The organism is Pseudomonas sp. LF020 (genome assembly GCF_053456425.1).
This window is the reverse complement of record NZ_JBRFIX010000013.1, coordinates 50110-71610: the sequence shown is the minus strand read 5'-3', so window position 1 is coordinate 71610 and position 21501 is coordinate 50110. Positions and strand designations below refer to the sequence as shown.

Annotated in this window: 21 protein-coding genes; 14 read left to right on the top strand and 7 right to left on the bottom strand. The window is 61.7% G+C overall.

Features of this window, described 5'->3' with window-relative positions:
* Positions 1-7 precede the first annotated feature (7 nt).
* Entirely contained in the window at positions 8-376 is a 369-nt protein-coding gene (locus tag ACU680_RS24775) for a lysozyme inhibitor LprI family protein (RefSeq protein ID WP_448180776.1), read from the bottom strand.
* A 40-nt stretch (positions 377-416) separates the two neighbouring features.
* Here ACU680_RS24775 and ACU680_RS24770 point away from each other — a divergent pair, with 40 nt between their 5' ends.
* The 9 genes from ACU680_RS24770 to argE all read left to right on the top strand — a co-directional run bounded on the left by ACU680_RS24770 (position 417) and on the right by argE (position 8508).
* On the top strand, positions 417-647 hold the full coding sequence (locus tag ACU680_RS24770) for a hypothetical protein (RefSeq protein WP_448180775.1): 231 nt from the start codon (positions 417-419) through the stop codon (positions 645-647).
* Positions 648-1339: 692 nt separating this feature from the next.
* Complete coding sequence (locus ACU680_RS24765) at positions 1340-1525, top strand: DUF1843 domain-containing protein (protein WP_007969208.1); 186 nt, start codon at positions 1340-1342, stop codon at positions 1523-1525.
* 34 nt (positions 1526-1559) lie between these two features.
* Positions 1560-2177 carry a DUF1842 domain-containing protein gene (locus ACU680_RS24760; RefSeq protein WP_448180774.1) on the top strand — a complete coding sequence of 206 codons (618 nt, stop codon included), beginning with the start codon at positions 1560-1562 and terminating at the stop codon, positions 2175-2177.
* A gap of 41 nt (positions 2178-2218) precedes the next feature.
* Entirely contained in the window at positions 2219-2797 is a 579-nt protein-coding gene (locus ACU680_RS24755; protein ID WP_007969210.1) for a DUF1842 domain-containing protein, read from the top strand.
* A 102-nt stretch (positions 2798-2899) separates the two neighbouring features.
* Positions 2900-4363: a GDL motif peptide-associated radical SAM/SPASM maturase gene (locus ACU680_RS24750; RefSeq protein ID WP_448180773.1), complete on the top strand. Its 1464-nt coding sequence runs from the start codon at positions 2900-2902 to the stop codon at positions 4361-4363.
* 247 nt (positions 4364-4610) lie between these two features.
* Positions 4611-5930, top strand: a complete 1320-nt coding sequence (locus tag ACU680_RS24745; RefSeq protein WP_448180772.1) for a flavin-containing monooxygenase — start codon at positions 4611-4613, stop codon at positions 5928-5930.
* Positions 5931-5988: 58 nt separating this feature from the next.
* The gene (locus ACU680_RS24740) at positions 5989-6405 is read left to right on the top strand and encodes a RidA family protein (RefSeq protein ID WP_003225869.1); all 417 of its coding nucleotides are present in this window, start codon (positions 5989-5991) and stop codon (positions 6403-6405) included.
* Between the two features lie 280 nt (positions 6406-6685).
* A complete protein-coding gene (locus ACU680_RS24735) occupies positions 6686-7363 on the top strand; it encodes a DUF1028 domain-containing protein (RefSeq protein ID WP_448180771.1) in 678 nt (225 codons plus the stop codon).
* On the top strand, positions 7360-8508 hold the full coding sequence (gene argE / locus ACU680_RS24730) for an acetylornithine deacetylase (protein ID WP_448180770.1): 1149 nt from the start codon (positions 7360-7362) through the stop codon (positions 8506-8508). The genes ACU680_RS24735 and argE overlap by 4 nt, the downstream gene beginning before the upstream one ends.
* A gap of 19 nt (positions 8509-8527) precedes the next feature.
* Here argE and ACU680_RS24725 read toward each other — a convergent pair whose 3' ends face one another.
* On the bottom strand, positions 8528-9439 hold the full coding sequence (locus tag ACU680_RS24725; RefSeq protein ID WP_007966782.1) for a LysR family transcriptional regulator: 912 nt from the start codon (positions 9437-9439) through the stop codon (positions 8528-8530).
* A 360-nt stretch (positions 9440-9799) separates the two neighbouring features.
* Between ACU680_RS24725 and ACU680_RS24720 the strand changes: the two genes are divergently transcribed.
* Together ACU680_RS24720 and ACU680_RS24715 are read left to right on the top strand one after the other, a co-directional pair.
* Positions 9800-11215 carry a purine-cytosine permease family protein gene (locus ACU680_RS24720; protein ID WP_448180769.1) on the top strand — a complete coding sequence of 472 codons (1416 nt, stop codon included), beginning with the start codon at positions 9800-9802 and terminating at the stop codon, positions 11213-11215.
* A gap of 103 nt (positions 11216-11318) precedes the next feature.
* Entirely contained in the window at positions 11319-11942 is a 624-nt protein-coding gene (locus ACU680_RS24715) for a glutathione S-transferase family protein (protein WP_448180768.1), read from the top strand.
* A gap of 60 nt (positions 11943-12002) precedes the next feature.
* Here ACU680_RS24715 and ACU680_RS24710 read toward each other — a convergent pair whose 3' ends face one another.
* The 3 genes from ACU680_RS24710 to ptrR all read right to left on the bottom strand — a co-directional run bounded on the left by ACU680_RS24710 (position 12003) and on the right by ptrR (position 14183).
* Positions 12003-12431, bottom strand: a complete 429-nt coding sequence (locus tag ACU680_RS24710) for a TOBE domain-containing protein (RefSeq protein ID WP_103484165.1) — start codon at positions 12429-12431, stop codon at positions 12003-12005.
* Between the two features lie 127 nt (positions 12432-12558).
* Positions 12559-13221: a M24 family metallopeptidase gene (locus ACU680_RS24705; protein ID WP_448180767.1), complete on the bottom strand. Its 663-nt coding sequence runs from the start codon at positions 13219-13221 to the stop codon at positions 12559-12561.
* Positions 13222-13304: 83 nt separating this feature from the next.
* Complete coding sequence (gene ptrR, locus ACU680_RS24700; RefSeq protein ID WP_041063049.1) at positions 13305-14183, bottom strand: putrescine utilization regulator PtrR; 879 nt, start codon at positions 14181-14183, stop codon at positions 13305-13307.
* A gap of 103 nt (positions 14184-14286) precedes the next feature.
* On the opposite strand from ptrR, the gene ACU680_RS24695 reads away from it, so the two are divergent.
* Positions 14287-15678, top strand: coding sequence for an aldehyde dehydrogenase family protein (locus ACU680_RS24695; RefSeq protein WP_448180766.1), 1392 nt, complete (start codon positions 14287-14289; stop codon positions 15676-15678).
* Between the two features lie 144 nt (positions 15679-15822).
* On the opposite strand, the gene ACU680_RS24690 is transcribed toward ACU680_RS24695, so the two are convergent.
* A complete protein-coding gene (locus ACU680_RS24690) occupies positions 15823-16992 on the bottom strand; it encodes an acetyltransferase domain-containing protein (protein ID WP_448180765.1) in 1170 nt (389 codons plus the stop codon).
* 181 nt (positions 16993-17173) lie between these two features.
* On the opposite strand from ACU680_RS24690, the gene ACU680_RS24685 reads away from it, so the two are divergent.
* Both ACU680_RS24685 and ACU680_RS24680 read left to right on the top strand, forming a co-directional pair.
* A complete protein-coding gene (locus tag ACU680_RS24685; protein ID WP_448180764.1) occupies positions 17174-17770 on the top strand; it encodes a paraquat-inducible protein A in 597 nt (198 codons plus the stop codon).
* Positions 17767-18456, top strand: a complete 690-nt coding sequence (locus ACU680_RS24680) for a paraquat-inducible protein A (protein ID WP_448180763.1) — start codon at positions 17767-17769, stop codon at positions 18454-18456. The genes ACU680_RS24685 and ACU680_RS24680 overlap by 4 nt, the downstream gene beginning before the upstream one ends.
* Here the strand turns inward: ACU680_RS24680 and ydiJ are convergent.
* Positions 18389-21415: a D-2-hydroxyglutarate dehydrogenase YdiJ gene (gene ydiJ, locus ACU680_RS24675; protein ID WP_448180817.1), complete on the bottom strand. Its 3027-nt coding sequence runs from the start codon at positions 21413-21415 to the stop codon at positions 18389-18391. The two genes, ACU680_RS24680 and ydiJ, sit on opposite strands and share 68 nt — an antisense overlap.
* Positions 21416-21501: the final 86 nt, after the last annotated feature.

Genomic DNA, 21501 nt, shown 5'->3' with positions numbered 1-21501 from the left:
CAGCGGGTCAAAACGGCCCCTGCGTCATCACCCGCGTCTCGATGATGTTGCGCAGCGCGTCAACCCGCTTCCGGTACAGCTCAGTCAAGCAACCGACCTTGGCGCCACAAGCCTTGCGGCTTTTCAGGAAAGCCTGCTGTTCGCTGATCAGCGCGTCGCGCCCGCCCATCGGCAGCAGGCGTTTGTCGAGGCTGAACAGCTCGCCCATGGTCACGTCCAAGTCGTTCAGCGTGCGGTTGGCGCAAACGGCTTTCTCGTCTGGCGTCCGCGCCTTGGCGCAGTCGAAACTGGCGGCGAGGGCCGAATCGGCGGCCAGCCACAAACCGGCACCGACTAACACGCCAATCACCGATGAAATTTCTCGAACTCGTGTCATGTCGTCGTATCCAACGTTGTAAGCCAATGGAGGTATGAAAATGAAAAACACTGACGACCGCAAGCCTGCAACCCCTCATAACGCGCCTCCGCTCGACGCTGCGGGCAAACCGGTGAATGTGGTTCGCCGCGATCTGCAGGACAGCGACGACGATACCAAGGTTGTGGACGAGGTGCTGACGCCGACCTCGATCCGCACCAAAGAACAGGAGGCCGAGGAACTCAAGCGCAAGACCGATGCGATCGAACGCAAGGTTGCCGACGGCAATTGACTCGCCAGCCACAGGGCAGCGCTGACGAGATATACCGGGCGGACGGATTGCTTATTGCCAATCAATCCATCCGGCTCTGCGCTGGCCTTGGCCCTTTCTCCCCCTGGAAATACCCTCGTCCGCTCAACGGTTTGCCGCCCTTGAGCGGATACCTCCTGCGAGCCGTCAATCTCTCGCCCACGACCGTTCGGCGCTTTCTCTGGCAAGGCCGCAAATTCGCATCTAGGGTTGCATCGCTGGCGATATGCCAGCCATCCAGCGAATGTCGAATCGGCACTCGCCCGTAGCGGCACCGGAAAAGCAATCAGGGATGGTTTTTGTGCTTGCGGTTCTCCTGCGCTCTTGCCGAGCGCGCTACTGATCCCTGCGTTTCGTTGTGTTCTATCAAGGACAGAAAGATGAACAACGTATCGGTCAATTCTCTGCATCTGCCACTCAGGCAGGCCACACGCGACGCTCCCGACATCCCACCCGGCGGATTCGGCTGAGAACGCTGGCGCCGGCCCGGGCGTATTGACGCCTGCACTGCGCGCACTGAACCCCGCACTCGATCAGATCCCGACAGATCAGGTAACCCGCTCGTGGAGAACAGCGCCTGCCGCTGCTCTTGCTGGTCGCGGCTGCCTGGCTGTCAGGTACGGCGCCCCTTGTCCGCAAGGGGCGGTTTTGCAGCACCGATGAGGAACCTCGCTATGTCCCGTTCAACGGCCAGCATCCCGCCTTACGGGGTCGCCATTCAAAGTGCGATCAAGCAAGGCGATGTGCAGCACATGAAAACGTTGTTGCAGCAGCGCGACACCAGCAAGCCTGAAGCGCAAGACCTGAAAGACGCGTACGAAAAACTGGCCAGGGAAGTTTCCAGGCACGAAAAGTCCTGAAGCCATCAATCACATTGCAACGGAGGCAAACAACATGTCCGGTTCTACTGAAAATGTCGGCCTGTTCCCGGTGAGCTATCGCATCGGCACCGGCGCACCCGGCGCGCAGTCGCTGGCCCTGCACCTGCTGGTCTCGACGCCCAATACGAAAGTCAACGGCACCGCCGCGATCACCCAGGCAACCAATCCGCCACTCGACGTGCACTCCGACGTCTGGGGCGAGTACACCTACCTCACCGTGATGTCGCCCGGCGTCAGTAAAATCCTCGTGACCGCCCAAGGCAATCACGGCGGCCCAGGCGCCAACTCCATCATCAATTTCGATGTGCGTCTGGTGGTGGGCACCGACTGGCGCGAAGGTGTCGCCAACTATCGCTACTTCGATGGTCAACGCTGGCATGAGGTCAACAACGCCCCGGCGCACCTGGTGGAGTCGATACCTTCACCGTTCAATCCCGGCCCGGTGATCAACCCGCACCCACCGATCCTGCCGCTGTATGCCGCGCCGATCCAGAGCGCCATCGCCAGCGGTGATCTGGCGCAGATGAAGAACCTGGCCCGGCTCGCCGAACAGCAACTGGAGCAACTGCCGAAATTGCGCGACGCACTGGACACCGCGAAGAAAGAGGTCAGCCGGCTGCAGAGCCACTGAGTCAGGCCACTTGATCCGCCATTCACTTAGGGAGTAGCACCATGTCGATTGGACTTTTTCACACCCGTCTCAGCATCAGCAATGCACTGCCCGGCGCACCGGTTCTGAACCTTGATCTGCTGGTCGATACCGTGAACAAACGTGTCAGCGGGATTGCCAGCGTGTTTCAGGCCACCTGGCCGACGGTCAATTTCCGGACTCAGGTCTGGGGCAGTTTTTCCGAAACCAAGCTGACTGCAAACGTCGAAAATCACATCATCCTCACCCTCGACGGTGGTCCGAGCGGCCCGCTCAGCCAGATCGCGCAGACCTTCCACCTCAGAGGCATTCTGGGCGGCGACTGGGCCAGCGGTTTTGTCGATTATCGCTACGAAGAACAGGGTCAGTGGCACGAGGTGAAGCACGTCGCGGTGCATCAGGCACCCAGCGAGCAACCGCACCCCACGCCGCATCCGCAGCCACTGTACGCCGTGGCCGTGCAGCAGGCGCAGACCGGCGGCAATCTGGCGCAACTCAAAACCGTGGTGCAACAGGCCGAGCAACAGGTGGCGCACGAGGGCGCCTTGCGCAGTGCCCTTGAGCATCTGAAAGCGGAAATCGCGCGTCTGGAAACGCGCTAACCGCCAGACCCCGGGCGCGATTGCAAAGGATCTCGCCCAGGGCTTGTTCAACTGCGGTCAATCCCTTCGAAGCGCGCACCGGATTGTGCGCAAGGATTTCCCATGTCAGACGTGCGCCCTGCCCGTTATCTCAGCGACACCGATCTCAAACGCTACGTGCCGGTGCATGTGGTCTGGGAGATCACCCTGGCCTGCGACTTGAAATGCCTGCATTGCGGCTCCCGCGCAGGGCATCGCCGGCCTGACGAACTCAACACCCGCGAATGCCTGGACGTCATCGATTCGCTCGCCGCGCTTGGCACCCGCGAGATCACCCTGATCGGCGGCGAAGCCTATCTGCGCAAGGACTGGACACAACTGATCAAGGCCATTCACGACCACGGCATGTACTGCGCAATCCAGACCGGCGGGCGCAACCTGACGCCGGCGAAAATGCAGGCAGCGGTCGATGCCGGGCTCGACGGCGTGGGCATTTCCCTCGATGGTCTCGCGCCGCTGCATGACGCGGTGCGCAACGTCCCCGGCTCGTTCGACAAGGCCGTGGACACCTTGCGCCGGGCCAAGGCTGCGGGGCTGGCGGTGAGCGTCAACACTCAGATCGGCGCGGCCACCCTGCCCGACTTGCCGGCGCTGATGGACACCATCATCGAACTCGGCGCCACCCACTGGCAGATCCAGATCACCGTCGCCATGGGCAACGCGGTGGACCATCCGGAACTGCTGCTGCAACCCTATCAACTGCTGGACGTGATGCCGCTGCTCGCGCGGCTGTATCGCGAAGGCGTCGACCGTGGCTTGCTGATGAACGTCGGCAACAACATCGGCTATTACGGCCCGTATGAACATTTATGGCGCGGCTTCGGTGACGAACGCGTGCACTGGACCGGTTGCGCCGCCGGCCAGACTGTTCTGGCGCTGGAGGCCGACGGTACGGTCAAGGGTTGCCCGTCATTGGCGACCGTCGGTTTCTCCGGCGGCAACGTACGCAACATGAGCCTGCACGACATCTGGCACTACAGCGAAGGCATGCATTTCGGCCGCCTGCGCTCGGTGGATGACATGTGGGGTTACTGCCGTGGCTGTTACTACAACGATGTCTGTCGTGGCGGTTGCACCTGGACTTCGCATTCGTTGCTCGGCAAACCCGGCAACAACCCTTACTGCCATTACCGCACCCTGGAGCTGCACAAGCGCGGGCTGCGCGAGCGCATCGTCAAGGTCGAGGACGCGGCGCAGAAGTCGTTTGCCGTGGGCCGTTTCGATCTGATCACCGAACGCATCGACACCGGCGAAAAAGTCAGCAGCGTCAGCGACAGCGGTCAGGTGATCAAACTGGCGTGGATCAATCAGGGCCAGCAATCGCCGGAACAAGGCCGGATCGCCCCGCAACTGAGCCTGTGCCGCAGCTGCTTGCAGTACATCTATCCGCACGAGGTGATCTGTCCGCATTGCGCCGCCGATGTCGCCGCCGCCGAAGCCGAACACCAGACCAATCGCGTGCGGCAGCAGGCGATCATGAACACGCTGACCGGGCTGTTGGGCATCGCGCCCAGTCACTTGAACTGAGCGCTTGCTGCCCCTGCAGTCGATATTTTCCAACTCTGTCCCGGGTTTTCCTGCCCGGGGCAACTCTCCCCCCGCCCTGCAAGCCGCGGTTTTACTGGCTTTGTCCTTTCTGCTTCAGCAATTTGTATTCACATCCCAGCTTAATAATATTTTACCGATACCCCCCTCCTGCCTAGTCTGACCGCAAGCAAAACGGACCAGCCTGAAGCGATCCGAATCCACTTGCCTTGCCAGGAAGGATGTAGAAATGACCACTGAAATAATAAAAACAGACACGCTTGTCGTGGGGGCCGGACAGGCGGGTGTGGCGATGAGCGAGCACCTGAGCAAACTCGGTGTGCCGCACCTGGTGCTGGAGCGCAGCCGCATTGCCGAACGCTGGCGCACCGGGCGCTGGGACTCGTTGGTAGCCAACGGTCCGGCGTGGCACGACCGCTTTCCGGGGCTGGAATTCGATGATGTCGATCCCGATGGTTTCGCCCCCAAGGAGCGAGTCGCCGACTACTTCGAAGCCTATGCGAAGAAATTCAACGCGCCGATCCGCACCGGGGTCGAGGTCAAAAGCGTAATACGCAATGTCGGTCGTCCGGGCTTCACCGTCGAGACCTCCGAAGGGGTGATCGAGGCCAGCCGCGTGGTTGCAGCGACCGGGCCGTTCCAGCGTCCGGTGATCCCGCCGATCGCCCCGCAAGACCCGCGCCTGCTGCAGATCCACTCCGCCGACTATCGCAATCCGCAGCAATTGCCCAACGGCGCGGTGCTGGTGGTGGGCGCCGGTTCGTCCGGCGTGCAGATCGCCGATGAACTGCAGCGCTCCGGCAAGCAGGTTTACCTTTCGGTCGGCGCCCATGACCGTCCGCCGCGTGCCTACCGAAACCGCGATTTCTGCTGGTGGCTTGGAGTGCTCGGCGAGTGGGATCAGGCAGCGATGAAACCCGGCCGCGAGCATGTGACCATCGCGGTCAGCGGCGCGCATGGCGGGCGCACCATCGATTTTCGCGGTCTGGCCCATCGCGGCATGACCCTGGTTGGCGTCACCGAGTCGTTCAATAACGGCGTGGTGACCTTCAAGCAGGACCTGGTGGACAACCTCAAACGTGGCGATGACAACTACCTCGCCCTGCTGGATGCCGCCGATGCCTACATCGAGCGCAACGGTCTGGATCTGCCCGAAGAGCCCGAGGCCCGCGAAACCTACCCGGATCCCGACTGCGTGAAAAATCCGCTGGTGGATCTGGATCTGGCCAAAGCCGGGATCACTTCGATCATCTGGGCCACCGGGTTCGCCGTGGATTATTCCTGGCTGCAGGTCGCAGCGTTTGACGACAAGGGCAAACCGCAGCACCAGCGCGGCGTATCCAGCGAGCCGGGGGTGTATTTCCTCGGGTTGCCCTGGCAGTCGCGGCGCGGTTCGTCGTTCATCTGGGGCGTGTGGCACGACGCCAAACACGTGGCCGACCACATCGCCACCCAGCGCAAATACCTCGACTACAAGGATGCCGAGCAGCGTGAAGCAGCCCTGCATTCGAACGCCAACACCAAAGCCGCCGACACCGTCGACGCTTGATTGCCCTCTTTCGCGGCGGTGCCCGGTGCGCCGCTGATTACCCAGTCTGGAGCTGTACATGAGCAAGCCAACCCACACCCGCATCCGTATGTTCAACACCAAGGACACCTACCCGAACCAGACCCTGGACAACGACCTGTGCCAGGCCGTGCGCGCCGGCAACACCGTGTATGTCCGGGGTCAGGTCGGCACCGATTTCGACGGCAATCTGGTGGGCCTCGGTGATCCGCGTGCGCAGGCCGAACAGGCCATGCGCAACGTCAAGCAACTGCTCGAAGAAGCCGGCAGCGACATGAGCCACATCGTCAAGACCACCACTTACCTGATCGACCCGCGCTACCGCGAGCCGGTGTACCAGGAAGTCGGCAAATGGCTCAAAGGCGTGTTCCCGATTTCCACCGGGCTGGTGGTGTCGGCACTGGGGCAGCCGCAGTGGCTGATGGAGATTGATGTGGTGGCGGTGATTCCCGAGTAATCAGGCAGACCGAGTCGCGGCCATCGCTGGCAAGCCAGCTCCCACAGGTATTTGAGGTGCCTTCAAGTTTTGTGATCACCCCAATTACTGTGGGAGATTGATGTGGTGGCGGTGATTCCCGAGTAAGTCGGCAGACCGAGTCGCGGCCTTCGCTGGCAAGCCAGCTCCCACAGGTATTTGAGGTGCCTTCAAGTTTTGTGAGCAACCCAATTACTGTGGGAGCTGGCTTGCCAGCGATGAGGCCCGCAAGGACAACAAATTCCTCGAAAGGAGTTAGACCATGACCTTTTCAATCGCAGCCCGTTGCCCCGAAACCGGCCAGTTCGGTGTCGCCATCAGTTCCTCCAGCATCGCCGTCGGCGCACGGTGCCCGTGGCTGCTGCCAGGCGTCGGCGCGGTGTCGAGCCAGAACATCACCCTGCCGTCCCTCGGCCCGGAAGTCCTCGCGCTGATGGAGCAAGGCCACGCGCCCGACGCGGCGCTGGACCAGGTCCTGACCCGCAACGGCTACAGCCAGTACCGGCAGATCACCGCGATCAACCACCTCGGCCAGACCGCGCATTTCAGCGGCGCGCAGACCCTCGGCGTGCACAACGCGGTCTGCGGCGAACAATGCGTGGCGGCCGGCAACATGCTCGCCGGGCGTGCGGTGATCGAGGCGATGGTCAGGGCTTTTGAAGACGGCGAAGGCCAATTGGCTGACCGCTTGCTCAAGGCCTTGCACGCCGCACAGGCTCTCGGAGGCGAAGCCGGGCCGGTGCATTCGGCAGCCGTGGTGGTGGTCGGCGAGCAGACCTGGCCGATCGTCAATTTGCGCGTCGATTGGGCGGACGAAGACCCGATCGGCCAGTTGCAAAAACTCTGGGACGCCTATCAGCCACAGTTGCAGGACTACATCGATCGCGCCCTCGATCCGGCCAAGGCGCCGGGTTATGGCGTTGCCGGAGACGATCGATGAGCAGCATCGCGTTGCTCAGGACGCTGGTTGGGTTCGACACCACCAGCCGCGAATCCAATCTGCAACTGATCGAGTTCGTGCGTGATTACCTCGCAGGCTTCGATGTGCCGTGCGAGCTGATCTACAACGCCGAGCGCAGCAAGGCCAATCTGTTCGCCACGATTGGCCCGGCCGAGCAACCGGGCATTGTGCTCTCGGGGCACACCGATGTGGTGCCGGTCGACGGCCAACCGTGGACGGTGGCGCCATTCGAACTCAGCGAGCACGATGGCAAGCTGTTCGGGCGCGGCACCGCCGACATGAAGGGCTACATCGCCTGCGTGTTGGCCCTGGTGCCGGCGTTGGTCGCTGCAGACCTGCGCATGCCGGTGCACATCGCCCTGTCTTACGACGAAGAAGTCGGTTGCCTCGGGGTGCGCTCTTTGCTCGCGGAGCTGGAGCAGCGCCCGGTCAAACCGCTGCTGTGCATCATCGGTGAACCCACCGAACTGAAACCGGTGCTCGGCCACAAAAGCAAACTGGCGATGCGTTGCGACGTGCACGGTCATCCGTGCCATTCGGCCTACGCGCCGCTGGGGGTCAACGCCATCGAGTACGCCGCCGAGCTGATCGGCGAGCTGGGGCGCATCGGCCAGCAACTGAAGGCGCCCGAGCATCACGACGCGCGTTTCGACCCGCCCTTCAGCACGGTGCAGACCGGGGTGATCAGCGGCGGCAAGGCCTTGAATATCGTGCCCGCCGATTGCCGCTTCGACTTCGAAATCCGCGCCCTGCCCTCGCAGGATCCGACCCTGGTCGCGCAGCAGTTGCAGGCTTACGCCGAGCAGCAAGTGCTGCCGCGCATGCGGGCAGTGAGTGAGCACAGCGCGATTCGTTTCAGTGAGCTGTCAGCCTATCCGGGCCTGGCCACCGATGCGCAGAGTCAGGCGGCGGAGCTGATCGCGGCATTCTGTGGCTCGCGGGAATTCGGCACCGTGGCATTCGGCACCGAGGGCGGGCTGTTCGATGCGGCGGGGATTCCCACCGTGGTCTGCGGTCCCGGCAGCATGGACCAGGGGCACAAGCCCGATGAGTTCGTCAGTCGTGCGCAAATCGATGCCTGCGATGCGATGCTGCAACGGATGCTGACCTTTATCCGCGCTTGAGACACGGCTCGATGTACGCTCAGGCGTACAGTCGAGCCAACTCCTCCCGGCAATGATCGACGAACAACTGCACCGGTTTGGTCAGTTGCACCCGGCGCAGCCAGGCTGCCGACAAGCCCGAGCCGGTCACGGTTTCCGCCAGCGGCACGCACACCACTTTCTGCCCGTCGTAGGTGTACTCGCCGAACGGTCGGGTCACCAGAATCGAAAAACCGAAACCGCGCCCGACCATGCCGCGCACCATCTCGATCGACGGTGAGCTGAAGACAATGTGCGGGGTCAGTCCGCGTTCTTCGAAGATGCTCACGAAGTAGGTGCGGCTGGGCACCACGTCGAGCAGGATCATCGGTTCCAGCACCAGATCGTGCAACGAGACTTTCGCCTGTTGCGCAAAACGATGATCGGCGGGTAGCAAGGCGTAAGGCTGCTGCGGTGGCATCAGCGAGGTGGTTTCGATGGTGCTGTCGAGGTCGTGTTCGAAGAGCATTGCCACATCGATACTGCCGGCGGTCAGCGCCTGCACCAGTTCCTGCTGTTCGCCATCGCGAATACGGATTTCCACGCCCGGCCAGCGCTGCTTGAAACCGGCGATCAGGCGCGGCAGGTACAGCGGCGCGACCGTTTCGAAACAGCCGATATCGATCTGCCCCGAGACCACGTCGTTGTCCGCCAGCGCGTTCTGCTCGAACTCATGCGCCACTCGCAGCAATTCCAGCGCCTTGCGATAGAAGCGCGAACCACTGGGCGTCAGCGACACGCCTTGGGCGTGATGGCGGATGAACAACTGCACGCCGAAGCTTTCTTCCAGATGCTTGATCGCGGTCGATACCGACGGCTGGGCGATGTAGAGCTTGCGCGAAGCTTCGGCGACGCTGCCGCAATCGGCGGTGGTGACGAAGTATTTGAGCTGGCGCAGGTTGTAGGCGGCCATGGAAACCTCTGCAAGTAAGACGACGCGTCTGTGGCGAGGGAGCTTGCTCCCGCTTGAGTGCGCAGCACTCACAATATCGGGGGAGTGACGCCGTTTTTGGGGCCGCTGCGCAGCCCAGCGGGAGCAAGCTCCCTCGCCACAGGAAAGGGTTCGCCTCTGAAATTTTTGTTGTTGATCACGGTTGAACATACCGGACAGCCCCCCAACCCGCGGCATATATTTTTTAAGGTCTGAAGCAACAAACTTACTAATTTATCTATCCCGGGCCTTTGCACATGATCGCTTCAACAAGAAATGCGCCGTCCGTGTCGGCGCTTACCGAAGTACGTCCACGTACTCATCCTTGCCTTGGAGTTCGTCATGTCCACCTCTGCAACAACGTCCGCCCCGCTCATTGAAAAACACACGATAGGATACGTGCCCCCCGAAGATCGCCACGGAAAGGTCAGGGATCTGTTCACGCTGTGGTTCGGCGGCAACATCGCGCCGTTGCCCATCGTCACTGGCGCGCTGGGCGTGCAGTTGTTCCACCTGAATCTGGTGTGGGGCATCGTCGCGATTCTGGTTGGTCACCTGGTCGGCGGCGTGCTGATGGCGCTGCACTCGGCGCAAGGCCCGCAGATGGGCATTCCGCAGATGATCCAGAGCCGCGCGCAGTTCGGTTCGCTCGGCGCGCTGCTGGTGGTGCTGATTGCCGGGGTCATGTATATCGGCTTCTTCGCCTCCAACATCGTGCTGGCCGGCAAGTCGCTGCACGGCGTGGTCGACAGCGTGCCGGTGCCGGTCGGCATCGTCATCGGTGCCCTCGGTTCGGGAATCATCGGCATTATCGGCTACCGCTTCATCCACGTGCTCAACCGCATCGGTACCTGGGTGCTGGGGATCGGCATCGTCGTCGGTTTCGGCTACATCTTCACCCACATTCAGACCGATGACTTCCTCACTCGCGGCAACTTCAACCTCTCCGGCTGGCTCGCCACTGTGTCGCTGGCGGCGCTGTGGCAAATCGCATTTGCGCCGTACGTGTCCGACTATTCGCGTTATCTGCCGGCGGACGTGAAAGTCTCGTCGACATTCTGGACCACGTATCTGGGTTCGGCGCTTGGCTCGAGTCTGGCGTTCGTCTTCGGTGCTGTCGCCGTGCTCGCGACCCCTGTGGGCATGGACACCATGGACGCGGTCAAACTCGCCACCGGCTCGATCGGGCCGCTGATGCTGGTGCTGTTCCTGCTCAGCGTGATCAGCCACAACGCCCTCAACCTGTACGGCGCGGTGCTGTCGCTGATCACGTTGGTGCAGACCTTCGCCTACCGCTGGATCCCCACCGCGAAAAGTCGCGCGGTGATCTCGATCATCGTCCTGCTGGCCTGCTGTTTTGCTGCGGTCGGCGCGTCCAAGGACTTCATCGGCCACTTCGTCGACATGGTGCTGGTGCTGTTGGTGGTTTTGGTGCCGTGGACGGCGATCAACCTGATCGACTTCTACGCCATTCACAAGGGCCAGTACGACATCCAGTCGATCTTTCAGGTCGACGGCGGCATCTACGGCCGCTACAACCCGCAGGCATTGCTGGCCTACGCGATCGGCATCGCGGTGCAGATTCCGTTCATGAATACCCCGCTGTACGTCGGTCCGGTGTCGGCGCACATCAACGGCGCGGACCTGTCGTGGCTGGTGGGGCTGCTGGTGACCTCGCCGTTGTACTTCTGGCTGGCCAGCCGTGACAGCGCCTATCGGCGGCGGATGATGGGCGGGAAACTGGTGGGCAGTCTCTGAGATTGACTCGCTGTAAACACAAGGCCCGCCACTGTGCGGGCCTTGTGCATTGCAGTGTGGTATTTCTTGTGGCTGGACAGTCAGCCACAACACAGGGAATCCCATGCTGCGAATACTGGGCAAGGCCTCATCGATCAACGTGCGCAAAGTGCTGTGGACCTGCGCCGAACTGCAGATCCCGTTCGAGCGTGAGGACTGGGGCTCGGGCTTCAAACCCACCGACACGGCGGAGTTCCTCGCGCTCAATCCCTGCTCCATGGTGCCGGTGATTCAGGACGGCGATTTCACCCTGTGGGAATCCAATACGATCATTCGTTATCTGGCAGGCGCCTATGGCGGCGCCGACCTCTACCCCGCCGAGCCACGAGTTCGCGCGCGGGTCGATCAGTGGATCGACTGGCAGGCGTCGGAGCTGAACCGGTCGTGGTCGTATGCGTTCATGTCGCTGGTGCGACAGTCAGCGGATCACCAGGACAGTGCCGCGTTGCTCAACGGCGTCGAGCAATGGTCGAAGACCATGGGCATCCTTGATCAGCAGTTGCAGAAAACCGGCGCCTACGTCAGTGGCGAAGCGTTTTCGCTGGCAGATATTCCTATCGGGCTGTCGGTCAATCGCTGGTTCGAAACGCCGCTCGCGCATCCGGACTATCCCGCCGTCAGGGCGTATTACGAGCGTTTGAGCCAACGCGAAGGCTTTCGCCTGTATGGCAGAAACGGTACGCCATAACGAAAAAACCTCTGATTCCGGATAACGGAACCAGAGGTTTTTTATTCGCCGCAGCCTCGATCAGGCTGGCACGCCCAGAATGATGTGCGAAGCCTTGATCACCGCCGTGGCGCTCACACCTTTGGCCAGACCCAGCTCGGCAACGGCATCACGGGTAACGATCGAATAAACCTTCGAGCCGCCGGCCAACTCGATCACCACTTCAGCGTTGACCGCACCGTCGGTGACGCTCAGCACTTTGCCTTCCAGACAGTTACGCGCCGACAGGCGAATGTCGCTGGATTCGGTCATCAGCATCACCCACGGTGCCTTGACCAGGGCAACAGCTTCCTTGCCAACGGCGATGCCGAGGTTCTTGATGCTTTCCATGGTCACGACAGCAACCAGTTGCTCGCCCCCGGCCAGGGTCAGAACCACTTCGGCGTTGACCGCGCCGGCTTGAACCTGGCTGACTTTGCCTTTGAATACGTTGCGTGCGCTGACTTTCATGACGGGCTTCCTTTTTTGACTTTAGAGTTAGGAAAAACGGCCTGCATCATCGGAGTAAGCGCTATGTAGAAACAACTACAGCGCTGCGCTCTGTTGTCACACTTCAGATCTGCCGAACAACAATAGATCAGATCAGCAGATCTTCATAAAACGCGCCGAACGGTCGCTGCGGGTGGGCGATCTGGATTTCCAGGATCCATACACCGGCGTTCGGTGCCTGGTCGAAATCGCCGAGATTGCCGCCGCGATGGATCGCGTGAGGGAAATCGCTGACGCGGTGGCCCTTGATGTCGAGATTGAGTTTCCAGCCCATGGCTTCAGCCTGATCGCTGGCATAGCGGTACAGTTCGACACCGCTCACGCCTTGGCGCCACAGCGCCTCGACCCGCTTGAACAGCTCCTTGGAGGCCGCCGCGCAGGCGATCATTTCCGGATCGGAGCCGGTGGTGAAGGTTGCGCCTGCATCGCCTTCGTGCCCCTGCCAGACCACGCCCATGTCGATAAAGAAAATATCGTTTTCACCGAGCACCGGATCGCCTTCGGAACGTTCCTTGAATGCCTTCAGCGTGTTGGCGCCAAAGCGGATCAGCAGCGGATGCCAGATGCGATCCATGCCCAGTCCGGCAAGGATCTGCTTGCCCAGTTCCTGGGCTTCGGATTCACGCATGCCCGGCTTGATCACCTTGGCAATGGCGTCGACGGCTTTCCAGGTCAGGTCCTGCGCATGACGCATCGTCTCCAGCACAAACCGTTCTCCGACGGCTTCTTTACCGCTCAGGGCTGCACTCATTTGCTTGTTCCTCATGGCTACGCTGTAAAGTTTTTTATATTGCGAAACGCCGATCAAGATACAACCATGACACAACGTGTCAATTACTCTTCTGCACGCACCACGCCGCGCTCCTCCAGCAAACGCACGAACATGCTCAAGCTGCGCGACACCGTGCCTCGGCGCCACACCAGCCACGTAGTCAGATAACGAAAATCCGCCGCCAGCGGCCACACGCTCACGGTTGCGCTGCCGGGCATGCTCTGCAGCATCTTGCGCGGCATCAGCGCCAGCCCGGCACCGGCGCTGACGCAGGCGAGCATGCCGTGATACGACTCCATCTCGAAAATCTTCCCCGGCACCGCAGCGTCGGTGCTGAACCATTTTTCGAAGTGATGACGATAGGAGCAGTTGGAGCGGAACGCATAGATGTTCTCGCCGTTCACATCCGCTGCGCGCTGCACCGGGGCGTGATTGAGTGGCGCGATGATGACCATTTCTTCCTCGAACGCCGGCACGCCTTCCAGCGCCGGGTGCAGCACAGGGCCATCGACAAACGCCGCCGCCAAGCGCCCGGCGAGCACGCCGTCGATCATCGTCCCGGACGGGCCGGTGGACAGGTCCAGATCGACTTTGGGATGCAACTGGTTGTACGCCGCCAGCAGTTCGGGGATACGCACTGCCGCGGTGCTTTCCAGCGATCCGAGGGGGAATGCGCCCTGCGGTTCTTCGCCAGCGACGGTGGCCCGCGCCTCCTGCACCAGATCGAGAATGCGCCGCGCGTACTCGAGAAAACTCCAGCCGGCCGGCGACAGGCGCAGACGGCTTTTCTCGCGAATGAACAGGTCGACGCCCAGATCCTGCTCCAGTTGCTTGATCCGCGTGGTCAGGTTCGACGGCACGCGATGGATCTGCGCCGCGGCGGCGCTGATGCTGCCGTGCTCGGCAACGGCCTTGAAGATTTCCAGCTGCACCAGATCCACAGTCATTCTCCAATCGTGAAAGAAACGATCTTTATTATTCAGTTTCCAGAAAACAAACGCCACCCTACTCTAGGCCCATCCACTGAACACGCAGGACGACGCCATGAGCCAGATTTCCAGCCAGACCCACGCCATCTCGATCAACCCCACTACCGGCGAGCAGGTCGGTCACTACCCCTTTGAATCGGCACAAACTCTCGACGCAGCGCTGACCCGCGCCGCATTCGGTTTCTCGAAATGGAAACGCAAGCCGCTGCAGGATCGCTCCCGCGCCCTGACCGCCCTCGCCGGCGCTCTGCGCGACAGCGCCGAAGCCATGGCGACCATGATCACCCTGGAAATGGGCAAGCCGATCGCCCAGGCCCGTGGCGAAATCGAAAAATGCGCCAAGCTCTGCGAGTGGTACGCCGAAAACGGTCCGGCCATGCTCAGCGCCGAAGCGACCCAGGTCGAAGGCGGCAAGGCGCGCATCGAATACCGACCACTCGGGCCGATCCTCGCGGTGATGCCGTGGAACTTCCCGATCTGGCAAGTGCTGCGCGGCGCGGTTCCGGCGCTGATCGCCGGCAACACCTACGTGCTCAAGCATGCGCCGAACGTGATGGGCAGCGCCTACCTGCTGCGCGACGCCTTCAAGAACGCCGGTTTCGCTGACGGCGTGTTTGAAGTGATCAACGTCACCCCGGAAGGTGTTTCCACCGCCATCGCAGACCCGCGCATCGCCGCCGTGACCCTGACCGGCAGCGTGCGCGCCGGCATGGCCATCGGCGCTCAGGCCGGTGCCGCACTGAAGAAATGCGTGCTGGAGCTGGGTGGTTCCGACCCGTTCATTGTGCTCAATGATGCGGATCTGGATGAGGCCGTGCAGGCTGCCGTCATCGGTCGCTACCAGAACTCCGGTCAGGTTTGCGCAGCGGCCAAGCGTCTGATCATCGAAGAAGGCGTGGTCGAGGAATTCACCCGCAAATTCGTCGAGGCCACCCGCAAGCTGAAGGTCGGCGATCCGCTGTCCGCCGACACTTACATCGGCCCGATGGCGCGTTTCGACCTGCGTGACGAACTCGATCAGCAAGTGCGCGATACCCTTGAAGAAGGCGCGACCCTGCTGTTGGGCGGTGGCAAAGCCGAAGGTCCGGGCAACTACTACGAACCAACCGTGCTGGCCGACGTGACCGACCGCATGACCTCGTTCAAACAGGAGCTGTTCGGCCCGGTGGCCTCGATCATCACCGCCCGCGATTGCGCCCACGCCATCGCCCTGGCCAACGACAGCGACTTCGGCCTGACCGCGACGATCTACACCGCCAACGTGCAACTGGCGCAGCAACTGACTAGCGAACTGGAAACCGGTGGCGTGTTCATCAATGGCTATTCGGCCAGTGACCCGCGCGTGACCTTCGGTGGCGTGAAGAAAAGCGGTTTCGGCCGCGAGCTGTCGCACTTCGGCGTGCGCGAGTTCTGCAACGCACAGACCGTGTGGCTGGACCGCAAATAACCCGGAACATCACCGTCCCCTGTAGGAGCTGCGGCACGCTGCGATCTTTTGATTTTGATTTTGCAGATCAGGATCAAAAGATCGCAGCCTCGTTTCACTCGACAGCTCCTACAGGGTGTTAAGCAGCACAGTTGCCTTCGGGGCTTACAGATATTTCAGCCAGGCGATGTCACGGCGCCGCGATTTCAGCGCGGAAAACCAGCGTACCGCCGGGTACAGTGCCAGCGCCAACAGCAGCGACACCAGCCAGATTGCCGCTACTGAATCGAAGCCGAAATAGCTACCGTAGTTAAGGCCGAACAGCGCCACGGCAATCAGATACAGCACCTTCAGCACGTACAGATGCAGCAGATAGAAGAACATCGGTGCCGAACCGAAAACCGTCAGCCAGCGAATCCAGCGGCGCGTCTGCAACCGTTCAAATACCATCAACAACAGCAATCCGATGCTCACCGTCAGGGTGATGAACAGCAGCGATGGCGGGTACTTGGTGATGTTGAAAAACGCCATCAGCGTTTGCACGGTCGTGTCTTCAACCGCCCAAGGCTTTTCGCCGTATCCGTTGAGCAGCCGCAGCCCGACGAAACCCAGCAGTCCGGCGATACCAGCCAACAACAGGCACTGCTGACGAACTCCGGCGTCGGCCGCACGGGCAAACCACGGGCCCAGCGCATAACCCAGACCGATCACGCCGATCCACGGCAACAGCGGATACGAAGTGCGCAAGCGCAGACTGTCACCAACTTCGATCCAGCCCCGATCATGCAGAATCGCCCATGGCACATGCAGTGCCGACTCCGGCGCGAAATGCAGCCCATCCAGCAGGTTATGCCCGGCAATGATCGCCAGACTCAGCGCCAACAACAGCCAGCGCGGCAACCAGACCAGCAGCGACAAGGCGATCATGCTCAAGCCAATCGCCCAGATCACCTGCAGATAGATCACGCTCGGCGGCAACTGAAACGTCCATGCAAAATTCACCAAGGTGAATTCCAGCACCACCAGAAACAGCCCTCGCTTGAACAGGAAGGCACTGACATCGGCCTTGCCCGCGTACTTTTCGCCGAACAGCCAGGCGGACAGTCCAGTGAGCAACACGAACACCGGTGCACACAGATGCGCCAAAGTGCGACTGAAAAACAACGCTGGCTCGGTGTTGGCGATGTCCATCGGGTCGGACACCTGACGATGCAACAGGAACGTCTCGCGCACGTGATCCAGCAGCATGAACAGGATGACCAGACCTCGCAACGCATCAATGGACAGCAAGCGGCCGCTCGGCGGCAGGTTGGAACGGGCACACGCAATCGTCATGGACATTTCGCCATTGAGTCTATGAATCGGAGGTCGCAACGGCGAGCCCTACAAAAAAATTCGCGTTACTCTATAACATAAAAAATCAATTCCCAAGCCAAACGTCATTTGCCCAATCCCGCCAGGCTTCTATAGTGAGCAGGCGCCCCCTGCCCTTTGCGCCTGCTGTCGAGCGTTGCCCATGACCTCAACCGAACACCTGATCATCTGCGAGCATTGCGATTGCGTGTACGAAAAAGTAGTGCTCAGCAAACACCAGAAAACCCTCTGCGTACGTTGCGGCGGCGTGCTGCAGCGCTATAACGGTTTGACCGTCGAGCAGCGGCTGGCCTTGAGTTTCACCGCGGCGATGCTGTGGCTGTTCGCCAATTTCTACCCGGTGATGAGCATCAGCATGAAGGGTCTGAAGAACAGCGCGACGCTGTGGGATTCGGTGCTGGCACTGAGTCAGGGGCCGATCACGTTCATGGCGATGGTCGCAGCGATCTCGATCATCATCGCCCCGGCGTTTCAACTGGTGCTGCTGATCTGGGTGCTGAGTTTCGCCCTGTCGTCGCGTCGGGCACCGGGGTTCAAGCTGTGCATGCGCTGGCTGGAAACCCTGCGCCCGTGGAGCATGCTCGAGGTGTGTCTGCTGGGGGCGATGGTGGCGGTGTTCAAACTGGCCGGGCTGCTTGATGTGTTGCCGGGGATCGGCCTGTTCGCCCTGGCGGTGCTGAGCCTGATGATGATCCGCATTGCCGGCCGCGACATTCGTGACCTGTGGGACATTCTATGAAGCGACCCGCGACCGCCAGCGAACTGAACCTGTGCCTGTGCCACAGCTGCGGGCTGGCCTGCGACATGACCGACGAGCCGCACCAGTGCCCGCGCTGCGATGCGCCGCTGCATCGGCGCAAGACCAATTCCCTGACGCGCACCTGGGCCTATCTGTTCGCCGCGCTGGCGTTCTACGTGCCGGCCAATCTGCTGCCGGTGATGAACACCATGATGCTCGGCAACGGCGCCGACAGCACGATCATGAGCGGCGTGCTGGAGTTCTGGGAGGGCGGCGCGTGGGACATCGCACTGATCATTTTCATCGCCAGCATCGCGGTGCCAGGGATCAAATTCGTCGCCCTGTCGCTGCTGCTGATCACCGTGCAGCGCGACAGCGGTTGGGCGCGCCGTGAGCGTTCGAAGCTGTACCGTTTCGTCGAGCTGATCGGTTACTGGTCGATGCTCGACGTACTGGTGGTCGCCCTGGTCGCGGCGCTGGTGAAGTTCCAGGCGCTGGGCGACATCGAACCACGCCCGGGCATCCTGTTCTTCGGCATGGTGGTGGTGTTCACCATGTTCTCGGCGATGAGTTTCGATCCACGGCTGATCTGGGACAACGCCGCGGACGACGAAGCGCTCAGCGACGTACCACCTCAAGCAGCACCTGCAACGGATGGCGCAGCGCCCGATCCGACTGGCGCTTGACCTGGCTGCGGCACGAATAGCCGGTGGCCAGTGCTTCGCCCTGCTCCGCCGGTGCCTCGACCTGCCGCGCCCAGGATTGCTCGTAGATCACCACCGAGGTTTCGCGGTTGCGCGCTTCATGGCCGTAGGTACCGGACATGCCGCAGCAACCGGTGGCCTGCGTCGCCAGTTTCAGACCGACCCGCTCGAACACCTGCTCCCACTGCCGGGTGGCGGCCGGCGCGTTGGTTTTCTCGGTGCAATGCGCCAGGAGCCTGAATGCATTTGCCGATTGGTTATTCACCTGCTCCGGCATCACCTTGAGCAACCATTCCTGCACCAGCGCCACTTCCGGGCATTGGTCCATGCCGGGCACTTTCAGGTATTCCTGGCGATAGACCAGCGTCATCGCCGGATCCAGCCCCAGCAGCGGCACGCCAACGTCGGCCAGCTCGCGCAGTTGCCGGGCATTGCGCAACGCCGCGCGGTTGAACGCTGACAGAAAGCCCTGTACATGCAACGGCTTGCCGTTGGCACTGAATGGCGCCAGATACACCTGATAGCCCAGCCGCGAAATCAGCTCGGCCAGATCCGCCAGCAGCGGCGCTTCGAAATAACGGGTGAACGCATCCTGCACCAGCACCACACTGCGCTCGCGCTGGGCCTGAGTCAGCGCCGACAGCGTGGAAACCGTCGCCGGCCGCACATTCCAGCGGCGCATGGCGGCATGGAAATCGAAGCGGCTGAGCAACGGCACATCGACCATTCCACCGAGACGCTCCAACTGTTTGCGCACGAATGTTGCGCCCATCAAACCGTTGTACAGCGCCGGAATTCGCGCCATGTACGGGATGCTGTACTCCAGCGAAGCAATCAGATAATCCCGCGCCGGGCGCAGATAACGGCTGTGATACAGCTCAAGGAAGCGCGATCGGAATTCCGGCACGTTGACCTTGACCGGGCACTGCCCCGCGCAGGACTTGCACGCCAGACAGCCGGCCATGGCGTCATACACCTCGTGGGAAAAGTCTGCGCCCTGCGCGCGGCTGTTGCGCCAGCGCGTCCACAGGTTGCGGAAAAACGCCGGACGGCGGATCGCATCGGACAGCACATCCACCCCCGCCTCGCCCTGCAAACGCAGCCATTCACGGATCAGTGAGGCGCGGCCCTTAGGCGATTGCGCACGCTCGCGGGTGGCTTTCCACGACGGACACATGGCGTCGTCGGGATCGAAGTTGTAGCAGGCGCCGTTGCCGTTGCAATGCATGGCTGCGCCGTAGCTCTGCCAGACCTTTTCGTCGATCTGCCGATCAAGTTCGCCGCGCAGGGTCACTTCGTCGATTTTCAGCAACGCCGCACCGGTATTGGCCGGGGTGGCGATCTTGCCCGGGTTGAACTGGTTGAACGGGTCGAACGCGGCTTTCAGCGCTTGCAACGCCGGGTACAGCTCACCGAAAAACGCCGGCGCGTATTCCGAGCGCAGGCCTTTGCCGTGTTCGCCCCACAACAGGCCGCCGTAGCGCTGGGTCAGCGCCGCCACGCCATCAGACACCGGACGCACCAGCGCCGCTTGCTGCGGATCCTTCATGTCGAGAATCGGCCGTACGTGCAACACGCCGGCATCGACGTGGCCGAACATGCCGTACTGCAAACCGTGGCTGTCGAGCAGTTCGCGCAGTTCGGCGATGTACTCGGCCAGGTGCTGCGGCGGCACTGCGGTGTCTTCGACAAACGGCTGCGGCCGCGCTTCGCCGGCAACGTTACCGAGCAGGCCGACTGCGCGTTTGCGCATGCCATAGACCTTGTTCACCGCTGCTTGGCCGACCGCCAGCGTATGGCCCAGGCGTTCGACCGTGGTGTCGCTGCTCAAGTGTTCGAGGAAGGCTTCGACTCGGCGTTGCAGGTCTTCAGGATCGTCGCCGCAGAACTCCACCAGGTTGATCCCCAGTGTCGGGCGCTCGGCACTTTCCGGGAAGTACTCGGCGACGCCATGCCAGACGATGTCCTGCATCGCCAGCAGCAATACTTTCGAGTCGACGGTTTCTATCGACAACGGCTTGAGCGCCATCAGCGCCCGGGCATCGCGCAACGCATCCATGAACCCGGCGTAGCGAATGTTCACCAGCATCGTGTGCTTGGGAATCGGCAGTACGTTGAGTTTCGCCTCAACCACAAACCCCAACGAGCCTTCAGCGCCGCAGAGCACGCTGTTGAGGTTGAAACGCTTGTCCGCCTCGCGCAGGTGCGCCAGGTCATAGCCGGTCAGGCAGCGGTTGAGGTCAGGGAAGCGTTGCTTGATCAGTTCGCCCTGCTCATCAATGATCTGCCGCGCACAGCGATAGACTTCACCGACCCGATCTTCACGAGCACACAGCGCTGTCAGATCTTCTTCCGCCAGCGCTGCGCCGTGCAGGCGTTCGCCGCCGCGCAGAACCATGTCGAGTTCCAGCACATGGTCGCGGGTCTTGCCGTAGGTGCAACTGCCCTGGCCGCTGGCATCGGTGTTGATCATCCCGCCGACAGTGGCGCGGTTGGAGGTCGACAGCTCCGGGGCGAAGAACAGCCCGGCGGACTTCAGTGCGGCGTTGAGCTGATCCTTGACCACCCCGGCCTGCACCCGCACCCAGCGCTGCTCGACGTTGATTTCCAGAATGCGGTTCATGTGCCGCGACAGGTCGACAACGATGCCGTCAGTCAGTGACTGGCCGTTGGTGCCGGTGCCGCCGCCACGCGGGGTGATCACTACTTGCCGATAGGCCGGCTCGGCAATCAGTCGTGCGACTCGCGCCACATCCTCGGCATCCACCGGAAACACCGCCGCTTGCGGCAGGCGCTGGTAGATCGAGTTGTCGGTGGCAAGCACTACACGGCTGGCGTAATCGGCGCTGATCTCGCCACGAAAACCGCTGGCCTTCAAGGCTTTGAGGAATTGCTGGTAATCGGCGGTCAATGCCGGGGCGGGTTTCAGCTGGGCAATCATCGGTGAGGAAATCTCGGTCAAAATCGGGTCGTGTGGCGGTGAACAGTTGTGCGCAATGAATGATTGCGTCACGCTCCCGCCATCTC

Excerpts from the sequence above, each read along its gene's own strand:
- ACU680_RS24775 (WP_448180776.1), bottom strand. The coding sequence starts at position 376 with ATGACACGAGTTCGAGAAATTTCATCGGTGATTGGCGTGTTAGTCGGT.
- ACU680_RS24770 (WP_448180775.1), top strand. The coding sequence starts at position 417 with ATGAAAAACACTGACGACCGCAAGCCTGCAACCCCTCATAACGCGCCT.
- ACU680_RS24765 (WP_007969208.1), top strand. The coding sequence starts at position 1,340 with ATGTCCCGTTCAACGGCCAGCATCCCGCCTTACGGGGTCGCCATTCAA.
- ACU680_RS24760 (WP_448180774.1), top strand. The coding sequence starts at position 1,560 with ATGTCCGGTTCTACTGAAAATGTCGGCCTGTTCCCGGTGAGCTATCGC.
- ACU680_RS24755 (WP_007969210.1), top strand. The coding sequence starts at position 2,219 with ATGTCGATTGGACTTTTTCACACCCGTCTCAGCATCAGCAATGCACTG.
- ACU680_RS24750 (WP_448180773.1), top strand. The coding sequence starts at position 2,900 with ATGTCAGACGTGCGCCCTGCCCGTTATCTCAGCGACACCGATCTCAAA.
- ACU680_RS24745 (WP_448180772.1), top strand. The coding sequence starts at position 4,611 with ATGACCACTGAAATAATAAAAACAGACACGCTTGTCGTGGGGGCCGGA.
- ACU680_RS24740 (WP_003225869.1), top strand. The coding sequence starts at position 5,989 with ATGAGCAAGCCAACCCACACCCGCATCCGTATGTTCAACACCAAGGAC.
- ACU680_RS24735 (WP_448180771.1), top strand. The coding sequence starts at position 6,686 with ATGACCTTTTCAATCGCAGCCCGTTGCCCCGAAACCGGCCAGTTCGGT.
- argE (WP_448180770.1), top strand. The coding sequence starts at position 7,360 with ATGAGCAGCATCGCGTTGCTCAGGACGCTGGTTGGGTTCGACACCACC.
- ACU680_RS24725 (WP_007966782.1), bottom strand. The coding sequence starts at position 9,439 with ATGGCCGCCTACAACCTGCGCCAGCTCAAATACTTCGTCACCACCGCC.
- ACU680_RS24720 (WP_448180769.1), top strand. The coding sequence starts at position 9,800 with ATGTCCACCTCTGCAACAACGTCCGCCCCGCTCATTGAAAAACACACG.
- ACU680_RS24715 (WP_448180768.1), top strand. The coding sequence starts at position 11,319 with ATGCTGCGAATACTGGGCAAGGCCTCATCGATCAACGTGCGCAAAGTG.
- ACU680_RS24710 (WP_103484165.1), bottom strand. The coding sequence starts at position 12,431 with ATGAAAGTCAGCGCACGCAACGTATTCAAAGGCAAAGTCAGCCAGGTT.
- ACU680_RS24705 (WP_448180767.1), bottom strand. The coding sequence starts at position 13,221 with ATGAGTGCAGCCCTGAGCGGTAAAGAAGCCGTCGGAGAACGGTTTGTG.
- ACU680_RS24695 (WP_448180766.1), top strand. The coding sequence starts at position 14,287 with ATGAGCCAGATTTCCAGCCAGACCCACGCCATCTCGATCAACCCCACT.
- ACU680_RS24690 (WP_448180765.1), bottom strand. The coding sequence starts at position 16,992 with ATGACGATTGCGTGTGCCCGTTCCAACCTGCCGCCGAGCGGCCGCTTG.
- ACU680_RS24685 (WP_448180764.1), top strand. The coding sequence starts at position 17,174 with ATGACCTCAACCGAACACCTGATCATCTGCGAGCATTGCGATTGCGTG.
- ACU680_RS24680 (WP_448180763.1), top strand. The coding sequence starts at position 17,767 with ATGAAGCGACCCGCGACCGCCAGCGAACTGAACCTGTGCCTGTGCCAC.
- ydiJ (WP_448180817.1), bottom strand. The coding sequence starts at position 21,415 with ATGATTGCCCAGCTGAAACCCGCCCCGGCATTGACCGCCGATTACCAG.